Origin of the sequence: Oceanobacillus sojae, assembly GCF_007991515.1 — a bacterium.
GTDB classification, from domain to species: domain Bacteria; phylum Bacillota; class Bacilli; order Bacillales; family Amphibacillaceae; genus Oceanobacillus; species Oceanobacillus sojae.
This window is the reverse complement of sequence record NZ_BJYM01000003.1, coordinates 219,650-240,948: the sequence shown is the minus strand read 5'-3', so window position 1 is coordinate 240,948 and position 21,299 is coordinate 219,650. Positions and strand designations below refer to the sequence as shown.

Annotated in this window: 17 protein-coding genes and 1 pseudogene; 5 read left to right on the top strand and 13 right to left on the bottom strand. The window is 39.8% G+C overall.

All coding sequences use genetic code 11. The annotated features are described in order from the left end of the window. Positions 1-257: 257 nt before the first annotated feature. The 3 genes from OSO01_RS04815 to OSO01_RS04805 all read right to left on the bottom strand — a co-directional run bounded on the left by OSO01_RS04815 (position 258) and on the right by OSO01_RS04805 (position 4,114). On the bottom strand, positions 258-1,982 hold the full coding sequence (locus OSO01_RS04815) for a class I adenylate-forming enzyme family protein (protein ID WP_147209230.1): 1,725 nt from the start codon (positions 1,980-1,982) through the stop codon (positions 258-260). 48 nt (positions 1,983-2,030) lie between these two features. Then, entirely contained in the window at positions 2,031-3,296 is a 1,266-nt protein-coding gene (locus OSO01_RS04810) for a beta-ketoacyl-[acyl-carrier-protein] synthase family protein (RefSeq protein WP_147209402.1), read from the bottom strand. A 221-nt stretch (positions 3,297-3,517) separates the two neighbouring features. Then, positions 3,518-4,114: a DNA-3-methyladenine glycosylase gene (locus OSO01_RS04805; RefSeq protein WP_147209228.1), complete on the bottom strand. Its 597-nt coding sequence runs from the start codon at positions 4,112-4,114 to the stop codon at positions 3,518-3,520. Between the two features lie 177 nt (positions 4,115-4,291). Between OSO01_RS04805 and OSO01_RS04800 the strand changes: the two genes are divergently transcribed. Beyond that, positions 4,292-5,443 (top strand): acyl-CoA dehydrogenase family protein, encoded by a 1,152-nt coding sequence (locus tag OSO01_RS04800; RefSeq protein WP_147209226.1) that lies wholly within the window; start codon positions 4,292-4,294, stop codon positions 5,441-5,443. A 107-nt stretch (positions 5,444-5,550) separates the two neighbouring features. Here the strand turns inward: OSO01_RS04800 and OSO01_RS04795 are convergent, their stop codons facing one another. The 3 genes from OSO01_RS04795 to OSO01_RS04785 form a co-directional block, all read right to left on the bottom strand. Then, complete coding sequence (locus OSO01_RS04795) at positions 5,551-6,780, bottom strand: MFS transporter (protein ID WP_147209224.1); 1,230 nt, start codon at positions 6,778-6,780, stop codon at positions 5,551-5,553. A 13-nt stretch (positions 6,781-6,793) separates the two neighbouring features. Then, positions 6,794-7,837: an ArsR/SmtB family transcription factor gene (locus OSO01_RS04790; protein ID WP_147209222.1), complete on the bottom strand. Its 1,044-nt coding sequence runs from the start codon at positions 7,835-7,837 to the stop codon at positions 6,794-6,796. A 289-nt stretch (positions 7,838-8,126) separates the two neighbouring features. Further along, positions 8,127-8,567 (bottom strand): hypothetical protein, encoded by a 441-nt coding sequence (locus tag OSO01_RS04785; RefSeq protein WP_147209220.1) that lies wholly within the window; start codon positions 8,565-8,567, stop codon positions 8,127-8,129. A 274-nt stretch (positions 8,568-8,841) separates the two neighbouring features. Here OSO01_RS04785 and OSO01_RS04780 point away from each other — a divergent pair, with 274 nt between their 5' ends. Then, entirely contained in the window at positions 8,842-9,708 is an 867-nt protein-coding gene (locus tag OSO01_RS04780; RefSeq protein ID WP_147209218.1) for an SDR family oxidoreductase, read from the top strand. A 56-nt stretch (positions 9,709-9,764) separates the two neighbouring features. On the opposite strand, the gene OSO01_RS23250 is transcribed toward OSO01_RS04780, so the two are convergent. The 3 genes from OSO01_RS23250 to copZ all read right to left on the bottom strand — a co-directional run bounded on the left by OSO01_RS23250 (position 9,765) and on the right by copZ (position 12,692). Then, positions 9,765-9,932, bottom strand: a complete 168-nt coding sequence (locus OSO01_RS23250; RefSeq protein WP_186813561.1) for a hypothetical protein — start codon at positions 9,930-9,932, stop codon at positions 9,765-9,767. Positions 9,933-9,935: 3 nt separating this feature from the next. After that, the gene (locus tag OSO01_RS04775) at positions 9,936-12,362 is read right to left on the bottom strand and encodes a heavy metal translocating P-type ATPase (RefSeq protein ID WP_147209217.1); all 2,427 of its coding nucleotides are present in this window, start codon (positions 12,360-12,362) and stop codon (positions 9,936-9,938) included. A gap of 123 nt (positions 12,363-12,485) precedes the next feature. Then, complete coding sequence (copZ, locus tag OSO01_RS04770; RefSeq protein WP_147209215.1) at positions 12,486-12,692, bottom strand: copper chaperone CopZ; 207 nt, start codon at positions 12,690-12,692, stop codon at positions 12,486-12,488. Positions 12,693-13,044: 352 nt separating this feature from the next. Here copZ and OSO01_RS04765 point away from each other — a divergent pair, with 352 nt between their 5' ends. From OSO01_RS04765 to OSO01_RS04755, 3 genes and pseudogenes are all read left to right on the top strand, one after another. Beyond that, complete coding sequence (locus OSO01_RS04765; RefSeq protein WP_147209214.1) at positions 13,045-14,019, top strand: glycine betaine ABC transporter substrate-binding protein; 975 nt, start codon at positions 13,045-13,047, stop codon at positions 14,017-14,019. A 106-nt stretch (positions 14,020-14,125) separates the two neighbouring features. After that, positions 14,126-14,929, top strand: a complete 804-nt coding sequence (locus OSO01_RS04760) for a GNAT family N-acetyltransferase (RefSeq protein ID WP_186813560.1) — start codon at positions 14,126-14,128, stop codon at positions 14,927-14,929. A gap of 92 nt (positions 14,930-15,021) precedes the next feature. Next, positions 15,022-15,375: pseudogene (locus OSO01_RS04755) on the top strand (NIPSNAP family protein). Positions 15,376-15,464: 89 nt separating this feature from the next. Here OSO01_RS04755 and OSO01_RS04750 read toward each other — a convergent pair. The 4 genes from OSO01_RS04750 to OSO01_RS04735 form a co-directional block, all read right to left on the bottom strand. Next, positions 15,465-16,940: a glycoside hydrolase family 32 protein gene (locus OSO01_RS04750; RefSeq protein ID WP_147209211.1), complete on the bottom strand. Its 1,476-nt coding sequence runs from the start codon at positions 16,938-16,940 to the stop codon at positions 15,465-15,467. A 53-nt stretch (positions 16,941-16,993) separates the two neighbouring features. Then, on the bottom strand, positions 16,994-18,439 hold the full coding sequence (locus OSO01_RS04745; RefSeq protein ID WP_147209209.1) for a PTS transporter subunit EIIC: 1,446 nt from the start codon (positions 18,437-18,439) through the stop codon (positions 16,994-16,996). A gap of 16 nt (positions 18,440-18,455) precedes the next feature. After that, complete coding sequence (locus OSO01_RS04740) at positions 18,456-20,111, bottom strand: glycoside hydrolase family 13 protein (RefSeq protein ID WP_147209207.1); 1,656 nt, start codon at positions 20,109-20,111, stop codon at positions 18,456-18,458. 101 nt (positions 20,112-20,212) lie between these two features. Further along, on the bottom strand, positions 20,213-21,205 hold the full coding sequence (locus OSO01_RS04735; RefSeq protein ID WP_147209206.1) for a LacI family DNA-binding transcriptional regulator: 993 nt from the start codon (positions 21,203-21,205) through the stop codon (positions 20,213-20,215). Positions 21,206-21,299: the final 94 nt, after the last annotated feature.

Here is a 21,299-nt window from a genome sequence, read left to right as displayed (position 1 = left end):
TCTATTTTATTATAATAAAGGGCTTTCAAGACATATATGTTTTTTATGAATACTTGTATACAGGTATACTATCATGTATTTTTTTCTTTGTAAACGCTTTTATTATATTTTTTCATAAAAAAACCAATTGGGAGCTTTTAACAAGCTAAATGAAATATTTCAATCTATCCCAAACTTACAAATATATCCTTATTCCACCTGAGTAAAAACCCTCCTGCCAAGCAAGATTTATCTCACTCGACAGGAGGGTTCATCTATTATTTCTTCAATTTTTCCCGTGCTATATCCTGCAGTTTAAATTTCTGAATCTTACCTGTTCCTGTAAGCGGCCAGTCCTTCGCTTCCACAAACCAGATATAACGCGGTATTTTGAAACGCGCCACATGCTCACGGCACAGTTGTCTAATTTCCTGTTTTGTACAGGTTTCACCTTGTTTTAATTCGATAAATGCGGCACCTGTTTCTGTTGTTAATTGATCCGGTACACCGACAATATAGACCTGATTCACTGCCGGATGTATGGAAATAACATCCTCCACTTCTTTCGGAGCCACTGTTTCTCCAGATACTTTATAAAGGTCTTTACTTCTGCCTAATAATCGGATATATCCTTGCTCATCAATCATTCCTAAGTCTCCGCTGCGGATATAGCCTTCCTTATCCTTTGCAAAAGCTGTTTCCTCCGGCTTTTTATAATAGCCCTCCGTGACAACATTCCCCCGTACTGCAAGCTCACCGACAGACCCGTCGGGCAATGTTTCCCTCGTATCTGGATCAATAATTTTGTAGGTGACGCTTTTATCTCCAAATTCCGGATAGCCCGCAATACCTGCCGTTTTCACCTTCCCTACTGTTGTCGAGATAATTTCCAAAGGGTCACCAATTTCAGTAAGCATTGTCGTAGAGCCTGCTTCTGTTGCTCCACAGCCCGTTCCAATCTCCGTCACTCCCAGCTCGTCTACTGCTCTTTTCCATAGCGGGACTGGAGAGGGTGCTGCACAGCATAATAGCGCATAAAGATGATCTAAGTTTATACTTTTAACCTCCGGGCGATTCAATAAGGCAACAAGCATCGATGGTACAGCAAGAAAATCATGTACATGGTATTTTTCCATCAGCTGTAGCGATTGCAGCGGCTGGAAAGCGTGACATGTCACCATACCTCCTCCTACAAAGGAAGCAGCAAATAATCCTTCCTGCAGAAAATAAACATGGTACATTGGCAATGGTGCATAAATCCGCCTTCCCGCTTCATATCCTCTAGTCAGACATGTCGCAAAACCAGAACGGAGCAGCATATCATCTGTCAGCATAACTCCTTTTGGCAAACCGGTTGATCCAGATGTATAAATAATTGCCGCACAAGTATCCGGGGCATCGGTTTCCTTCCAGCGATTGTTTAAACTGGATTCTTCTACTGCTTCCGCCCCCTGTAAAAATACGTCCCATTGCATATAAACAGACGGAATCTCTGTATCTTTATTCGGTATACAAACTGCCTTTTTAAAAGGACTCTTTGCATCCTCCTGAAGTTCATAAACAACATCTTTTAAAGCTTCGGCATGATTCTGTTTACCGGCAAATTGATGGGTAATCAGCCAATTTGTATCGGATTGACGAAGCATGTAGGTTAACTCTTCTTTTTGAAGCTGTGTATTCAAAGGAACCACAATTGCTCCAACCATTGAGGAAGCAATAAATAAAGCAACATATTCTGGTTCATTTTCCATTAAGATAGCTATATGCTCCCCCGGCGCAACCCCTAAATGAAGCATCGCTTTTGCATAATCATATGCCATTTCCCACATTTCTCCATAGGTCACGACCTTATCCGGCATCATAATCAATGGGGATTCGCCATATTGCTGACATTGCTTATAAAAATGTGCTGCAATTGTCCGCTTTTCCCAACTCGGATACATCTTTTCCAGTACAGCTTGTCTATCTGCCACACTTATACGAGCTTGTTGTTCTCCAAGCATTGTTATCTCTCCATTTCATTATTCATTCCATCTTTTTTCTTCGTGAAATTAAGCCTCCGGTGCCTGCCAAATCACAATTCCGTTTTGACCACCGAAGCCAAAGGAGTTACTCATCGCTGTCTTAATTTGCTGCTTCCGGCTTGTATTTGGAACAATATCCTTTGGAGCCTCTTCATCCCGTGTTTCCGAATGAAGTGTTGCTGGTAAAATTCCTGTCTCTATAGCCTTAATGCATGCAATACTTTCGATCGCTCCGGCAGCTCCCAATAGATGTCCGACACTGCCTTTGATCGAGCTGACCGGCATATCATCCAGCCTCTCTCTAAATATCATTTTTAATGCCTTAGTTTCAGCAATATCACCAGCCGGTGTAGATGTTGCATGCGCATTAATATAATCAATATCTGCCGGGTCCAGCTGTGCTGAACGGAGCGCCCGCTCGATTGCCAATGCAGCACTTGTTCCTTCTGGGTCCGGTGATGTATCATGATAAGCATCATTGGAGGCTCCGTATCCTTTTAAGGTTGCATAGATATGTGCTCCCCTTGCTTTGGCACGCTCTAGCGGCTCAAGAACAAATAAACCTGCTCCTTCTCCCATTACCATCCCTGTCCGGGCAGCATCAAACGGACGGGACCACGTTGAAAAATCCTCCGGTCCTTTTACTGCCAATGCACCCGCATCTCCTAACCCAGATAAAAAAACATTAGACCACAGGCTGTCTACACCCCCAGCAAGAATATAATCAACATCATCGCGGAAAAACCAGTAAGCTGATTCACCAATAGCATTCGCCGAAGCTGCACAAGCTGTTACATATGTATTAGATGGCCCACGGAATCCGTACTGTATAGAAATGGTACTTGCTGCTGCATTCGGAATTGATTTGGAGATCATTCGCGGACCTACTCTTTTTGCCCGTCCCGTCGTCAATTTTTCAGAAGCCTGTTCCAAGGATTGAATGCCCCCAAATGCTGTTCCGATTGCTGTTCCAAAGCGATTCCGGTCTATACCATCTCTAAAGGTTTCTCCATCACTTTTGAACAATCCGGCGTCCTTTAATGCTTCATCTGCTGCAATTAGTGCCAGTTGGGTAAAATAATCAGTATTTCTGATTATCTTTTTAGGAAGAAAATCGACAGCCGCAAATTCAGGCACGCGCGCACCCACCTTTGTCCATTTGCTTACATTATCATCTGTTATTTCCCTTACTGCAGAACGATTCGCAATTAAATTATCCCAAAAAGTTGATACCCCCATACCGAATGGAGAGACAGCTCCCATCCCTGTTACTGCAATCTCTATCTGCTTCATCATTCATGCTCCTCTGCATATTTTTAGACAATATCTTCCCCTGCATTCTGTCTTTATTATGAACATAATCAGCTATAATTTCAAAGCTGTCATATAGTTTTTAATTCTCAGTATCATTATAGAGTAAGTATATATTTTCCTCAAACTATCCAAATCAATATTCGCATTTCCAGATGAAAAAATCCTCGTTATCCAACAAATGATAACGAGGATCTCAGGTCTTATTTAGAAACAAACTTATTACCGGCAACCCAAAACCGATATGGATAATCCCTTGCCTCACCAGAATTATCAATACCAATCCGTGGACCGCTGCTGATTTTCTCAGGCTTCTTTCCTTCAGCAATAAATAACGGCGGCTCCATAAGAGACCGTCCATAATCACCCATATTAATATCCAAAGCCTGCGACAGTTTGCCTGGGCCGCTTGTCAGGTTTTGAAATTTTTTCACCGGACGGCGGGCAAGCATCTGATCAACGCCTGTATAAGGCTCTACTGCCCGGATTAATACACTTTCCGGTACTTCCTTCTCCGCGCTGACGACATTAATCAAACAATGATTATGGATGAGATGGGTATATGTCATCCCCGCCTTAGCATATAAAATCTCCGTTCTTTTTGTCCGCCGGTTTCCAAATCCATGTGCTGCTCTGTCAGCACTTCCCAGATATGCTTCTGTTTCCACAATAAATCCAGAGCTCGTCCCCTCCTCCGTTTGCTTTACTAAAACGCACCCAAGCAGTTCTTCTGCTAATTGTAAAGTGGGATATTGGTAAAAAGTTTCTGGTAAAGGGGTTAAATTCAGGTCCTGATTCAATGTATACACTCCTTACATTCTCTCTACTCTAGTCTACCCTATTTTATAGTATATCGATCATTAGATTATACAAAAAAATGCGTTACATGTTAATTGAACTATTTCTCCAACAATGAAATAATATAAATAAAACAAATCTGATTAACATACTTTGTCTTTTACAAGGAGGAATACAGTATGAGTAGTTTAGTAGACTTACAAACAAAAGAAGAGCGAATCCAACTTTTATCCAAAACAATTAAACCCTTTGGAGAACGTGTCCGTCAGCTTCCAGACGGTGCTTTTCCTTATGAAAACTTTAAAGACCTGCAAGAAATCGGCTACCCTGCACTCACTGTGCCAAAAGAGGATGGCGGCGCTGGTATTTCACTTGATGAATTGCTTACCTATCAGCAGATCATCGCTCAGGCAGACGGCTCAACTGCATTGTCTATCGGCTGGCATATGGGGATTATGAAGCATTTAGGCGAAAGCAGGCCTTGGAGCGAAAATGTTTATACAAAGGTTATCAAGGACGTTATCGAAAATGGTGCATTATTAAACAATGCCGCAACCGAACCGGCAACAGGTAGTCCAACCCGCGGCGGGAAGCCGGAAACAACAGCAGTAAAAACAGATGGCGGCTGGATAATTACCGGACGGAAAACCTTTACGACATTGTCACCAATCTTAACTTATTTTGTGGTCAGTGCGTCTATTGACGGAACGGATGATGTTGGTAATTTCCTTGTAAAGCATGATTTGGAAGGTGTCAATGTGGAAGAAACATGGGATTCTATCGCAATGCGCGGTTCTGGCAGTCATGATCTCGTTTTAGAAGAGGTTCGTTTAGATAAAGAGGATCTTGTTGAAATTACATCGAATCAGAAAAGAAAAACAACAGGCTGGTTATTGCATATTCCAGCATGCTATCTCGGTATCGCGCAGGCTGCCCAGAAGGATGCAGTTGCCTTTGCAACAAGCTATTCACCTAACAGCATCAAGGGAACTATTTCGGAACTGCCTAATGTGAAACAAAAACTTGGTGACCTGGAGCTTCTTTTGCTGGAATCACAATACTTTCTTCATGCAGTTGCTGAAAAGTGGGATAATAGTGATGAAGAAATTAGAAATAGCATGGGCCCTGAATTAGGAGCTGTGAAGCTGTCTGTCACCAATAAAGCCGTGCAAGGTGTAGATCTTGCCATGCGTGTTGTCGGCGCACAAAGCCTTAAGCTGAGAAATAATTTTGAACGCTATTACCGCGATGTCCGGGCCGGTCTGCATAATCCGCCAATGGATGATATGACGATCATGCAGTTAGCCGATAAGTCGATACGGGAGCTGTAAGGCCTTTGATTGTCGCGTTTTTGAAGGTATTAAACGAATGATAATAAATGAAGCACTTTTAATGAAAATAAGCTATATGAAAATCTGATTTCATATAGCTTATTTTTTCAAGCCATCTTCTGTTCTTTTTTCTTTTCTATCTCCTCATCCATAAACTTAAAATACGGAAGCAGTATTCCCAATAAAGAGGTTGTACTTATCACCATTCCTATCAATAAATACAATGGCCGGACTCCCCATATTTCGCTTAAAAATCCGCCCGCCAATACACCTAATGGCATCATACACCGGATAATTAACAACCGGACAGAGAATATTTTTCCCATTAAGTGGTGAGGTATGATTTTTTGACAGATTGTCGTATTATGTATCCCAAAAACTGCCATGGCAATTCCTCCTGCTGCTTCTGCCAAAATTCCTAATATAACACTTGTGTTGATAAATAAGAAAACAAAGGTAAGTCCGCCAATAAATAAGGCCCCCAGCATTAATCTTCTGCGACTTTTATATTTTATTTTACCGACCAGGATTGAACCTAAAATAAACCCGACCGGAAAACCTGCCATAAAATAGCCGTATTCAGCATAGCTTCCCGATAATTCTTCTGTAATGTAAGGAAGTGTGGTAACCATTGTCACACCAACACCAAACTGGACAAATCCCAGAAATATCCCCAGCCAGACAATGACACGCTTTTTGAAAAAGTAAGTCATTCCTTCTGTAAATTCCTTTAACCATGACGCTCTCTTATTTTGCGGGATTCTGGTCTCCTGGATAAAAAATAATGTGAAACCGCTTAATAAAAGCAGTGTACTTACTAAAGCCATTGTGGGCATAACACCGACATACTCAATCACAACTCCGCCTAAAAAAGGAGCAGTAAAAGTCATTAACCGCGCTGTACCTTCCAAATAAGCATTTGCTTCTTCCAATTGCCCCTTTGCCACGATGGAAGGAGTTATTGCCTGATTTGCCGGAACATAGAGCGGGGTAATTAATCCAACAATTATCTGCACCAGGTAGATGTGCCATGGCAAAAGCGTTTCTGTCAATAAGGCAAACAGCGGTACAAGAAAGATAAAACCTCTTGCTATCTGGCAGAAAATCAATATCCATTTTCGGCTCCACCGGTCAATAAAGGGACCGATAAATAACTGGAGCACTAAAGAGGGAATAAAATATAACAGCCACATGCTGCCTAATGCTAGTTTCGAGCCTGTTAATTGATAGATTAAAATGGAATTGCAAAAGGTTCCGAAAGCACCGCCCAGTTCTGAAATCCCATTGCCAATCCATATGGAAAGAAAAGATCTATTTCTGAAAATCGGTGTGTCCATCCGCTTCCTCCTTTCATTTTTCCAGATACCAGTCAAATTCCTTTGCTAACAGAGTAAATACATTATTTTTTAAGCAATACTTTGAATCAATTATCTCTACTAATTTCGCTGCTCTTAATATTTTCAAATGATGATGGATGGTTGACTTCCCTATATCCAGTTTTTCCGTCATATCCTGTAATGTCCTGGGATGCTCAAACAGCATTTTAACCATTTTCAGACGCACCTCATCACCCAATGCCTTATATTTTTGAACCAAAAAATAATCTGGCATATAACGGTCACTTGGAGACACACTTTCATTGGAAACAGGATAATAAAATACTTTTGTTCCCTCAATATCAGCCTCAATATTCCACGGACGATAAATATATTGAGGGATTAACAAGACGGTATGTACACTTGGTTCAGGTGTGTAGGTAACTCCGCCGGTAGCCCATTGCACTAATTCCTCCGAAGATACTTTCTGCTGCTTCTCTTTCTTTGACTGATAATCCTTTTCCAAAATGACCTTTGTTTCCTGCTCACTCTTTCTCACTATTTCTTGGTACCAGCTGTTCATGACCTTTATCAGATGCTTTTTTAAAGACTCTGCTTCACAACTGCTGATAAATTCAATATAGGCAGGAAAAAAGGGATTATTATTCGTAATGCGCATCAGCTCTTTGATTGCTTTTTTCTCCCCTTGCGCAGCCTGCTCACGATCTGCCTGATGCTGATTTCCAACAAATGGCAGACAAATAAATTTCAATTCTATATCTGTTAAATGCTGTACATATTGCTGAAATGCATCCAGACTGGAAAATTCCTGCTGGTGGAGTATTTGGAGCAATGCCTTCCATGTATTATTTTGTTCAACATACTCCAATTCCTCCGATAACTCTGCTGAAACAGATTCTCTTGTCTGTATCCAATATTCTTTTGGCTTCTCCAACGTATCCAGCAATCTTATGTTTGTTATTGCTGCGATTCCTAAAGCACACTCCCATAATATAGAATAAGTCAATTGGATCCCATAGCTCTCCCTTTCTCTGCTTGTTAATTGCAAAACATCCATGTTATCACTCCTTTGTATTTTATTAACTTTATCGTATCATTTATTCCACAAATATAGAACATAACATTTCACATTTATAGAATTATTTTGCCTGATTCTTTCTTACGTCTCATTTTGCAGCACTTTACAGGACATACATTATTAATACGGGATATCCTCTTATAAAGAGTATTTAATTTATAAAAAAGCACTCTCTTAACAGAAAAGAAAGTACTTATTATAAGACAGTAGTCCCTGAAAGTGCGAAAATAAGCACCCATCAACACGAACCTATAACAATAATTGATAATCAGCTCTTTTCCAGCCGTTTGAAATGTATAAAGCGGGCAAAATAAACAACTAAAATAACAACCACATGAAAACCTAACCATGCCCAGTTAAAAGATTCCGCTAATAAATTTATAATCAGCGCGATCACAAAACAAACAATCGAAAAACCAAGAAGAACATTGAGCACGACGCGATCTACCAGCTTATTAGGCTTCAAATCCTTTTCTTCAATTCCTTTTTTCTCCCTCCATTTATTTCCTATATTTCTAAGAATCGGCGTGATAATGATTAAGAAAATAACAGCATACAGCAACAGCTGCCACAAAGGGATAATCCCCCGCATAAAACTCCCCGCAATAGCACCGGCAATCGCAAACCCTAATGTGATAAAGCTGTCAATTGTCGGTGTAAAAAAAGGTAGTGTTAACTGTCTTTTTATTTTCTTCCAAGATGATTTCATATCCTTCGTTCAACTCCTTAACCTTGTTATGAGGAGAATAATCTTATTGTCTGAGTATCTATCAGTGTGGCTCTTAAAAATCCTTTCCCTAAATTGCACTGAAAAAAACAAGAAGCATACAAATAGAGGGAAAAGTTCATCTTTTTTATCCGCATGGTTCGAATTCGAAGCATTTGCTTTCACTTCTTTTCCAATAAAAATGTTTATAAAACACCAATACGTGGAAAAATGTTGCTAAGTACATGAGAAAATGAATAAAAGGAGGAACACATTAATGGAACCAACAGAGATACAGAAGAATGGTACTCCTAGACAGAAACAAGACAAACAGCCGGGACTCGAATCAAAAATGAATCCGCTCCCGCATCAGCCATATGATTATCAAGGAACGGATAAATTACGAGGGAAAAATGCGTTGATTACTGGCGGTGACAGCGGTATTGGCCGGGCTGTAGCCATTTTATACGCAAAAGAAGGAGCAAACGTAGCAATCTCCTATTTGGACGAGCATGAAGATGCGGAGGATACGAAGAAATCTGTGGAAGCTGAAGGAGTTCAATGCCTTCTTCTCCCTGGAGATATAAAAAAAGAATCCCATTGTATTGATTTAGTCGAAAAAACCGTACAAGCATTTGGCGGTATCAATATTCTGGTTAATAATGCTGCTATCCAATTTGTTCAGGAGAATGTAGAGGATATTCCTTCTGAACAGTTTGAAGAAGTATTCCGTGTGAATTTCTTTTCACAGTTCTATCTGACAAAAGCAGCTGTTCCCCATATGAGTGAGGGAGATTCCATCATTAGTACTTCTTCTATTAATTCGTATAAGGGGCATGCCACATTAATGGATTATTCTGCAACAAAAGGGGCGATTACCTCATTCACAAGAAGTATCGCGCAAAGCCTTGCTAAAAAAGGCATCCGGGCAAACACGGTTGCTCCTGGACCTGTCTGGACTCCGTTAATCCCATCTTCATTTGATGAAGCTGAGGTTGAGAAATTTGGACAGGATTCCTTAATGGGACGGCCTGGACAGCCTTCAGAGCATGCCTGGCCTTATGTGATGCTTGCCTCCAAAGAAGCTTCTTATATGACTGGACAAGCTATCCATATTAATGGAGGAAGCTGGACATCGTCTTAAGCATCCTGCAAAAATAGCCGGTATTCTGACGAGAGAATACCGGCTATTTCCTATTTCTATATGAAATAATCACCCTGGTTCACTTCTAAGATTTGCACTGCCGCATGATCATGAGGCTCTATATCCTTACTTTCAAATGGATTCTTTCCTGCAATCGTCCCGTATGCAATAACAACAACACATACATAGATAATCCCGATACTCGCCCATTTTTTTATCGACATGGATTATACCTCCCTTTTCAGCTTCAAGCGTTGCAGTCTTAAAGCGTTAAGAACAACAGATACAGAGCTGCATGCCATCGCTGCGCCGGCAACCCAAGGAGCCAATAATCCAATCGCAGCAATTGGAATGGAGGCAGAATTATAGGCAAAGGCGAAAAATAGATTTTGTTTAATGTTCCGCATCGTTTTAGCACTCAGCTCAATACTGTCAGCTACACTGTGTAAATCGCCGCGCATCAGCGTTACATCGGCTGCCTCTATCGCTACATCTGTTCCTGTACCAATCGCCATTCCAATATCTGCAATGGCTAAGGCAGGAGCATCATTAATGCCGTCACCTACCATAGCAACTTTTTTACCTTCCTGCTGGAGCCGTTTGATTTCATCTGCTTTTTGCTCTGGTAAGACTTCTGCAATAACACGATCTACTCCGACTTCTTTCGCAATCGCCTGCGCTGTCCGTTCATTATCTCCCGTAAGCAAAATCACTTCCAGTCCTTGTTCATGCAAACGCTCAATAGCTGCCTTCGAAGTTTCTTTTACAGTATCAGCAACAGCAATCATTCCTATAAGCATTCCTTGAAAACCAACGAGCATTGCTGTCTTTCCGTCAGCTTCCATTTCTATCATTTTTTCTTCCATAATACTGATATCAATATTTTGCTGTTTCATTAATTTTCTTGTTCCGATAAAGAGAGGTTCTCCCTCCCAGGTCACTTGAATACCAGCGCCGGGTATAGATTGAAAATCTGTTGTTTCGATTAATGAAATATTTTGTTCTTCTGCACCTTTAACAATTGCTTCAGCAAGCGGATGCTCTGAATGCTTCTCAGCGGAGGCTGCCATTCTTAATAAGTCTTCCTCTGTAACATCGCCTTGAGGAACGACATCAGTCAGTCCAGGCTCACCTTTCGTTACTGTTCCCGTTTTATCTAATACAATTGTTTCAATTAATCGTGTATTTTCTAAATACTCCCCACCTTTAAACAAGACGCCTAATTCTGCAGCTCTGCCTGAACCGGCCATTACAGAGGTCGGTGTTGCTAAGCCAAGCGCACAAGGACAGGCAATAACCAAAACGGTAATGGCAGGAACTAAAGCTGCACGTAAATCACCCGGTGCAACAAAGATATACCAGGCAAGGAATGTTATGACAGCCAGCCCGACAACAACAGGAACAAAGATTCCAGATACTCGGTCTGCTACACGCTGAATATCAGCCTTGCTCCCCTGTGCTTCTTCCACTACCTTCACAATCTGGGCAAGCGCTGTATCTTTTCCAATCTTGGTTGCTTCGATGGTCAGCATGCCATTTTTATTGATGGTTGAGCCAATTGCTGTATCTCCGATATTTTTATCAACGGGAATACTTTCTCCGGTAATCATTGATTCATCAACAGCTGATTTTCCTTTTATAATTGCTCCATCAACGGGTATTTTTTCTCCTGGTCGAACAATAATATGATCGCCGACAGCTACTTCTTCAATAGCTATTTCCAACTCTTCGCCGTCACGGATAACACGGGCAGTTTTTGCCTGCATATCCAGCAATTTTTTTATCGCCTGACCAGTACGGCCTTTCGCACGAACTTCAAATAATTTGCCAAGCAGGACTAACGTAATAATCACCGCAGCAGCCTCAAAGTAAAGCTCAGGCATACCAACCGCACCGTTTATTTGCCATTCTATTCCGAGAAAAATACTATAGAGATAGGCTACTGAGGTTCCCAATGCGACGAGAACATCCATATTTGCACTTTTATTTCTCAGCGCCTTATAAGCTCCTACATAGAACTGCTTCCCTGCGATAAACTGCACAGGTGTTGCCAGTGCTAGCTGTACCCATGGATTCATCAGCATATCCGGTGAATAAATAAATGAGGTAAAGGAAAAATGCGTCACCATCGTCCATAATAATGGAAGTGTTAAAATAGCAGAGAAGATAAATTTTCCGGTCTGATGACGAATCTCCTCTTCCTTCCGGTTTGTTGTCTCTTCCTTGGATACTTGAGGTTTAAGCGCATAGCCAAGCTTTTTGACAACCTCCATCATATCCTGCACAGTTACTTGATTTTCATTATATTCAACTGCAACGTTCTCCAATGCGAAATTGACATTGGCTTCACTTACACCATCCATTTTATTTAAACGTTTCTCAATCCGGTTGGCACAGGCTGCACATGTCATTCCTGCTACATCAAAGGTCTGTTTTTCATGCTGAACATGATAGCCCAGCTGCTCAATTTTCTTCTCAAACGCTTCTACTGATGTTTGTTCCGGATTATAGTGAATTGTTGATTTTTCAATCGCAAAATTGACATTAGCATCTTCAACCCCTTTTACCCGTTTTAAACCTTTTTCAATCCGGGTTGCACAGGCTGCACATGTCATCCCTTCAATAGGCAATGTGACTTCTTTTTTAGCTTCCATTCGAACCACCTCCCATACCTATACAGGGTATGTAATTATTTAAAAAGGAGATCGTGCAGAAAATATATTGCACGATCCTTTATTGTTTATCTAAAAAGCTTTCGAAACGAGATATTTTATTATTTATACAACGTCATATCCCTGATCTTCAATTGCTTCTGTAATTTCGTCCAGCTTTACTTTCCCTTCATCAAAGGAAACATCCACTTTTCCTTCCTGAAGATGAACATTTACTGTATCTACACCATCTAATCCACCAACTGCTCCTTCAACAGAGCTGACACAATGACCACATGACATACCTTGAACTTGAATTGTTTCATTAGTCATTTTATTAACCTCCTCTTAACTTATATATCTATCTTAACATACCCCTCATAGGTATTGTCAAGAAATTTTATTTTTTAAATTATCCTATACCTGATTTGAAGATGATGTACCAAGCGAATCCTTTGATGAATACATAAATCCCTTATAATTCACGATATTCCGACAAATATACCTGTATTATATGATTATCTAAAAGAAATCTCGTTTATTCGCAGCTTAACGGCATTTTATAACCTATATAAAGGTCCTTGTCCGGTTGCTCCTCCTCTATGTTCCCGTTATTCTTAAAGATAGGTCTATTTACCGCAAGATTTTTTATTATAGTTATAGAGAAGTGAGGAGAAATTTTATTATGAAAAAGAAATTAAGCTATTTGCTCATGGGATTTTCCTTCATTCTGCTTGCCGCATGTGGAGAAAAGACAAATGAAGGAGGGGCAATTGTTTTAGCCGACGAAGGCTGGGACAGTTTAAGATTCCATAATGAAGTCGCTGGCTTTATTATTTCCAATGGATATGGTTATGATACAGAAACAATGACGGGATCAGCAGCTGCATTAATGACCGGCATGAAGGATCAGGAAATTAATATACATATGGAAGTATGGACTCAAAATCTTGGGGAATCTTACGCTGAAGGGTTGGAAAATGGTGATTATCAAAAGGTTTCTGTCAATTTTGACGATAACTTTCAAGGTCTGTATGTTCCTACTTATATGATTGAAGGTGATCCGGAACGCGGCATTGAACCGATGACACCAGACTTGGAATACGTTACGGATTTAGCAGAATATTGGGAGGTTTTCCAAGATCCTGATGATAGCAGTAAAGGACGAATTGTCGGTGCTATATCCGGCTGGGAAGTCGATAAAATGCTCTCAGATGGAATTGATGAATACGGTTTAGATGAATATTATAACTACTTCCGCCCTGGTTCAGAATCAGCAATTAATATTTCTTTGTTAGATGCTTATGAAAGTGGAGATCCATGGATTGGGTATAACTATGAACCCAATTGGGTCATGGGCATGTACGATATGACACCAATTTTGGAAGAAGACCCGGAAGGACCATTTTCTGAAATGGGCGCGCAAGATATTGATATTACTGTAAGCAATGATTTAGAGGATTGGGCACCAGAAGTTGTAGAGTTTTTAAGTCACTACGAAACCTCCAGTGAAATTGCCAGTGATGCACTGCAATATATTCAGGAGGAAGATGCGAGTGCAGAAGAAGCTGCTGAAAGATTCCTGAAAGAGCATGAAGATCTTTGGACAGAATGGGTGACAGATGAAGCAGAGGAAAAAGTAAAAGAAGCTTTAGAGTAAACATCACATCATTTTAATAAAAATAAGTTTGGCCGATGCCACAGTAGTTGAGATGAAATTCATCCAAGACTGTGGCATTTTATTCCAAGATAAGGGAGCAGAAAGCATGAATCAATCTGAACAAAAGCAAGTTATGATCAACAACCTGAATGCAAAAATAAAAGCAAGAGCAGCTATCCTAAAGGAAGCAAAAATCCATGAAACAGAAGACGGTTTTACTTATACAGACGCGCATCTTTCATCCTATAATTTCAATGTCGTCACACTCCCGGAAACCGGTTATCCCCTAAATCATAGTACTTTTAAAGAAATCATTGATTATTTTAACAGCAGAAAATACCCCATAAACGTATGGTGCTGGGAGCAGCAGACAGATGTTATTTCTTTATTTAGAGAAGCGGGCTTAAACGACTATGGAACAGATTATTTAGGTATGATTGCAGATCTTGAAGACTTCCAGCCCGTTGTTTCCAATGCAGTTGCAGACTTTCATTTTGAAAAAGCCGCAAGTCCTGAACAATTCGTTACTTTCGGTAATATTCTCTCCAGTTTATATACAGGCACCAATGAAGAAAAACAACTTCAAACCTATTTTGAAAAAGCTGCTCATTCTTCTCTTTTAGAGGATAATAATTTCCAGCATATTATCGGCTATCATCAAGGCAGACCTGCAGCGATAGGCTCCATACTCTTTTCAGACGGTATTGCAGGCTTATACGATATTGCCACCTTAGAGAGTGAAAGAGGTAATGGCCTTGGAACAAAATTAACGAATCATCTGCTAAGCACAGCAAAGGAAGAAGGTGCAGCGTACTGCACTTTACAAGCATCTCCTGAAGCAGAAAATATCTACCGGAAACTTGGATTTGATACGATTGATATGTTGAAGGTATTTGTGAACTTTGAATAGGCCAGGTAAAAAGATGATTTAGGATTTTTCAAGATGGTATACTTCATTCAAAAGTTTATTTTCATAAGGACAGATTCAAAGGAGCTGAAGCAATGTTTTACAGACGAAAATACTACCTGGTAAAATCTGAATTCGCAGAAATACTAAATGCACATTTCAAGAAAACAAATCTCCCTAACCAGTTAAAGCATGGATCCCGTCTGATTGGACGCTAGATGATAGAAAATGAAGACAATATCTCAGAAATTTTTGCTATCTGGGAATATGACAGCTACGATGACTATTTACGAATTGAAACGGCTATTCGGGCAGACAAGGAGCATGTAATACGAGTCCGGGAGTGGTATGACCAGTATGGTGGAAAGGATTATGTTTTGAAGAATTATATTTTAGAAGTTAAAAATGAAATGCTGCAATCTACGCTTGATGAACAAAAGCAGTCATAGCTTATAAAAAAGCTCCAGTGAGCAATACCGGCCCGGCATGCTCACTGAAGCTCTTTCAGTTTATTCTCCTGTAACCTTTGCACTTATAATTAAGAAGTATAACCCCATTTTTTCAAATCAAAAGAGGCTGTCGTATCCTCAGCAAACAGCTTGATCCCATTGCTTTCTCCCTGTGGAAAAATTCTTGCGGTAAATACAACTTCACCTTCATTAACGAACACCTCGATGGAAGACGTATCCATAAAAATACGTAAAGAAATTTTATTATCTGTACAGGAAGTCTGACGAACAGTACCATAATCCACAGCTGCCGGAACTCCTGCAGCTGTACGATCAAGTACTATTTTTTGACGCTTTGTATCCAGATAAAGTAAGGTTTCTTCTTCTTTTCCAGTACGCAGCTTTAATCCTGCATTACCGTCTTCTGTTCTCATATCACAGTTCAGCTCGTAAACAGTGCCTGAAAAGTCATCCATCGTTATTTCTTCGTCAATCAGATTTCCCTGCCATGCTGTCAGAGAATCTCTTTTTTTAATCATTTCCCTCACTGGAACCTGATAGATTTTATTATTTTTTATTTGCAGTTCTCTCGGAATCGTTAAGCAATTGGCCCACATATCTTTATCAGAAGGATAAGCTGTATCAGGAAGTCCCATCCAGCCAATTAAAATCTGACGTCCATCCTGCGTCTGCGTTGTCTGTGGCGCATAAAAATCAAATCCTGCATCCAGTTCCTGAAAAGCATCACTTTGAAAATAATCTTTTTCTTTATCAAAATAACCAATAAAGCATCCGGAATTATGCACATTATGATAGGAATCTCCTTCTGGTTCAAGCCCTTGAGGAGATAGTATCAGCACATCATTTCCTTCAATCTGAAAGATATCCGGACATTCCCACATATAACCAAACTGTTCAAAATCCATTTTTAATTCTCCTTGAAAGCTCCAGTTCAACAAATTATCCGATTTATAGAGCAGCGCGCAGCCTGTATGATTCTCTCTTTCTGCACCGACAATCATATTAAATTTACCGCTATCTTTGTCCTGCCATACCTTTGGATCCCGAAAATTAGCTGTATATCCTGCCGGCTGTGCCGAAATTACCGGCTTCTCCTTTTTTACAATCCTGCCATTCTTGTCCATAACAGCTAGGCCTTGGGAAGATTCTCGATTCCAGTTCTCATCACGTTTGTTCGCTGTATAGAATAAATATAATAGTTCATCCTTAACAATACCTGTACCTGAAAAGATTCCATGACTCTCATAATCATATTCTGGAGCCAGCGCCAGCCCATTATCTTTCCAATTGACCAAATCATCTGATTCTACATGATACCAATGCTTCATGCCATGAACAGGCCCAAATGGAAACCATTGATAGAATAAGTGATACTTTCCCTGATAGTAAGCAAAGCCATTCGGATCATTTAACAGCCCATAAGGAGGCTGTACATGAAACTGCTGCCTCCAGATGCTGCTGTTCACTTTTTCCAGTAATTCTTTTTCCTCTGCATCCGTCATTTCACGGTAATGACGATACCTCATTTCTCTTGTCCAATCCATATTATTCTCAAATGCTCCCTTCCAAATCCTTTATCCAGGCTGTTTTAAATCTCTCATGAATGATTTATTGCTGTATTTTCATCCGGCTTTAACAGCTCTTTTGGAACAGCAAATAGATAAGCAAGGACAAACGCTAAAATAAAGGTAGCTATCCCGACAATAATATACGTTACAAATTGATACCCGCTGTAAATATACATTAATGGTGACAGAATAACAGCCAAACCATATGCATTAGCCTGTACACCCAGGATGGATAATACCATTCCCCCTAATGCGGAAGAGAGCAGCATAATTGTTAACGGCCGGGTTCCGTAGCGGATGATGACCCCGAAAAGAGCCGGCTCGCTGACGCCTAAGAGCTGGGTAATCCCCGCACTGGTGCCCATTACTTTCATATTCTTTTTCTTACTTCTGAAACTGATAGCAAAACAAACCGCTGCATTGGCAAACCCATACATTGCACATAATGTAATAAGCGGATTAAAGCCGGTAGAAGCAAGTAAAGTTGTTTCAATCATTAAGAACAGATGGTGCATTCCTGTAATAACGGCTAACGGATAAATTAATCCAATAATAAATCCGCCAATTCCAAATGGTACGTGAATTAATCCAGTTACCACATAAACAAGACCATTTTCTACAATGTGAAGTACTGGCCCAAGTACCAATAGTCCACCTAAAACGCCAACGATAATAACGAAGAATGGTGTAAACATTAAGTCCAGTGAATCTGGCATTTTTGCTCTAAGTTTTATTTCTACTTTTGAAGCTACAATACCGACAACAAGTGCGGTCAGAACACTCCCCTGATAACCGACAATCGGAATAAACCCGAATGCCATCAAGGGCTCTACATTGGATGTTGCATCTGCCACTGCATAAGCATTCGGCAAAGCAGGCGAAACAAGCATCAGACCAATAACAAATCCTATGATCGGGGTTCCGCCAAACTTCTTAAAGGCCGACCAGCAGATTAATGCCGGCAGAAAAGCAAATACAGTATCTGTCAGCACAGTAATCAGCGCTAATACTGATTCCGGAATAGCATCCGGTGTTGTTCCAAAGAATCCTAAAACAGATTCATTCAACAATACACCTTTTAATCCAAGAAATAGTCCTGTTGCCACAATCCCCGGAATAATTGGAATAAATACATCCGCCAGAGTTCTTACTCCACGCTGTATTTTTCCTTTTTTTGGTTTCTGACCTTCCGCATTTTGACTATCTGACTGTTTTTCTTCTTCATTAGAGTCACCAGCAACGGCTTTATACACTTTATTAACAATTCCTGTCCCAAGAATGACTTGAAATTGTCCTGAATTATAGAAAACACCCTTTACCATTTCAATGTCTTCAATTGCTTCTTTATCGATAGAATCCTTATCTTTGACGCTAAAGCGCAATCTCGTTGCACAATGCGTCATGGATTCAATATTATCTTTACCAATAATCTCTATAATTTTTTCGCCTGTTTGTTTATATTTATCATTAGACATGCTATTTCACTCCTTCTCAGCTGACGGCGATTCCCTGATAAGGTTCTAAAACAACTTCATTCCCCGTTATCGAAGGCTTCGTCTGGCTATATAAAATGATATCCACCATTGGACGGTCTAATAGAACTTTTTTCTTCTCTGTGCTTAGATTAACCAGTACCGTCAATCTTTTATCTTTATGGACACGCTCATAGGCAATTACTTCCTCCGGTACATCCTTTACTTCTTTAATATTCCCAAAAGTTAATATACCGCTTAATTCACTATCCTGTCTTAACTGAATCATCTGCTGATAAAATGTATAAACAGAATTATTTACTGCATTAATTTCCGGGTATTCTTCTGTCATGTCCAGCCACGGTTTTCCAGTAGTAAATCCGCCATACACCTCGTTGTTCCAAGGAAATGGTGTCCTTGTATTATCACGGCTCCGCAGGTTAACAAATTGAAGTGCTTCCTCTTCTGAAAATCCCTCCTGCATAGAACGGTGATAATTATCAATGCTGGAAATATCATTAAAAGCCTTTATCGTTGAACGGTGAAAGTTTTTCATTCCAAGCTCCTGTCCCTGGTAGATAAATGGTGTTCCCCGCAAAAAGAAATATAGCATTCCAAATGTTTTTGCGGTTTCAGGTGTTTGCCATTCTTCTTCTCTTACCATCTTGGACAGCACACGCGGCTGATCATGATTTTCCAGGAAGTTTGCTCCCCATCCAGCTTTCTGGAGTGCGAATTGAGATCTGAATAATAGCTCTTTAAATTCTGGAACAGTCCAATTTGTACGCTTAAACCAATCTGATCCTGATTCCACATCAATATCGGCATAATGGAAATCAAAAATCATGGAGAAGTAACCATCTTCCCCTATAAACTGATTAAAATCTTCATACTTCACTCCTGGAGCTTCACCAACAGTAACAGCATCATACTTTTCAAACGTATTCGCTTTCAATTCGTTTAGAAAGTTTTCGATCCCTGGACGATTTCTTGTTTTATGCTTGCAGGAAACAAGACCGTCCGCTCCGTCTGCCGGAAGACTTGCATAGTCACTGTCCTTTTTAATAAAAGTGATAGAATCAATTCGGAATCCTGCTACACCTTTATCGAGCCAGCGATTAATCATCCCATATAATTCTTCACGCATTTCTTTGTTTTCCCAATTAAGATCTGGCTGTTTTTTATCAAAAACATGCAAGTAATAGAGATCTTCTTCAGGGAGCTTCTCCCAAACCGATCCTCCGAAAATAGAACGCCAGTTGTTCGGCGGGCTGCCTTCTGCACCTGTTTTAAAAATATAGTAATCTCTATACTTGCTGGCTGGATTTTTTAGTGCTTCCTGGAACCATGGGTGCTCATCCGAAGTATGATTAATTACAAGATCCAATATAATTTTAATATTGCGTTTCTTCGCTTCTTCTAAGAGCTGATTGAAATCATCCATTGTTCCAAACTCTGGGTTAATCCCCTCAAAATCAGAGATATCATATCCGTTATCAACCATAGGAGATGAAAAAATCGGACATATCCAAATCATTGTAATCCCTAACTCTTTCAAGTAATCCAATTTTTCTGTAATCCCTTTCAAATCTCCGATACCATCGCCATTAGAATCATAAAAGCTCTTTGGATAAATTTGATAAACTACCTCATCCTGCCACCATTTTGTTTCCATGAGGAAAGTCCTCCTTATTTTCATTTACGGAACCGATTCCACATGCTTTATAGGGAATCGGTTCCACATTGATTAAATTTAATATATATTATGGAGAAAGTTTATCGCTTTCTTTTCGCTTTGTCAATACTGTTTTTTGGCAATACCTGATAATCCACGTATGTTGTTGTGGGATGAAATTTCTGTCCTTTCATTCTGACAATACTTTTTGCAGCGATATGTCCGGCTTTATTATAATCATAATGAACCGTTGTTAATGCAGGCGTTAAATAACTGGAGATCTGATAATCTCCAAAACCAGTCACAGAAATATCTTCAGGAATACGAAGTTTTTTTTCATAAATGGATTTCATTGCGCCGATCGCAATATTATCCGTTGCGCAAATCAATAAATCCGGCTTGATTTCGTTTAATAACTCCCTTGTTTTATGAATTGATTTCTCGATGGAAAAGTCAGTATAATAAATAGAGAGCCTTTCCTGCCCCTCTTTCATAAAACATTCGACAAATCCCTTTTTCCTTAAAACACCAACTGCTTCATCTTCTTCATCTACTCCAAGGTAAGCAATTTTATTAAAATCGTAAGCAGTTAAATACTCTGCCAGCTCAAAAGCTGCCTCATAGTCCTTATAAACAATACAATTCAGACGTCTATCCTCTTGACCAATCACAATAACAGGTACTTCAATGGATTCAATCGTATGAATATGCTCCTCTGTTAATTTTGTCGCCAGAAATATAATTCCTGAAACTTTCATCTTTGCCAGACGCTTTAAATATTCAATTTCTCTTTCAGGACTTCTGTCTGTATTTTCAATTAAAATATTATACTGCAGCTGCTTTAATTCCTTATCAATTCCCTGCAGTGTCGTTATTACCGAATAAGAGTCAAATCTGGGAATAATCACACCAATTGTCGGATTACTCTCTAAACGCAAATTTTGTGCGTATGAATTCGGAACGTATTCCAATTCTTCAATTGTTTTTTCAATTTTTTCTCTTGTCGCTTGACTGACATAACCATTATTTAAGTATCTGGATACCGTACTTTTTGCCACTCCAGCTTTTTCAGAAATATCACGAATTGTAGCCATTGAATGTCTGTCCTTTCAACCTTGAATAATCATCTATTATAAAGATATTATACTCCATTGCCATATTATTTTCACGAATTGTTCTGTAACCAGT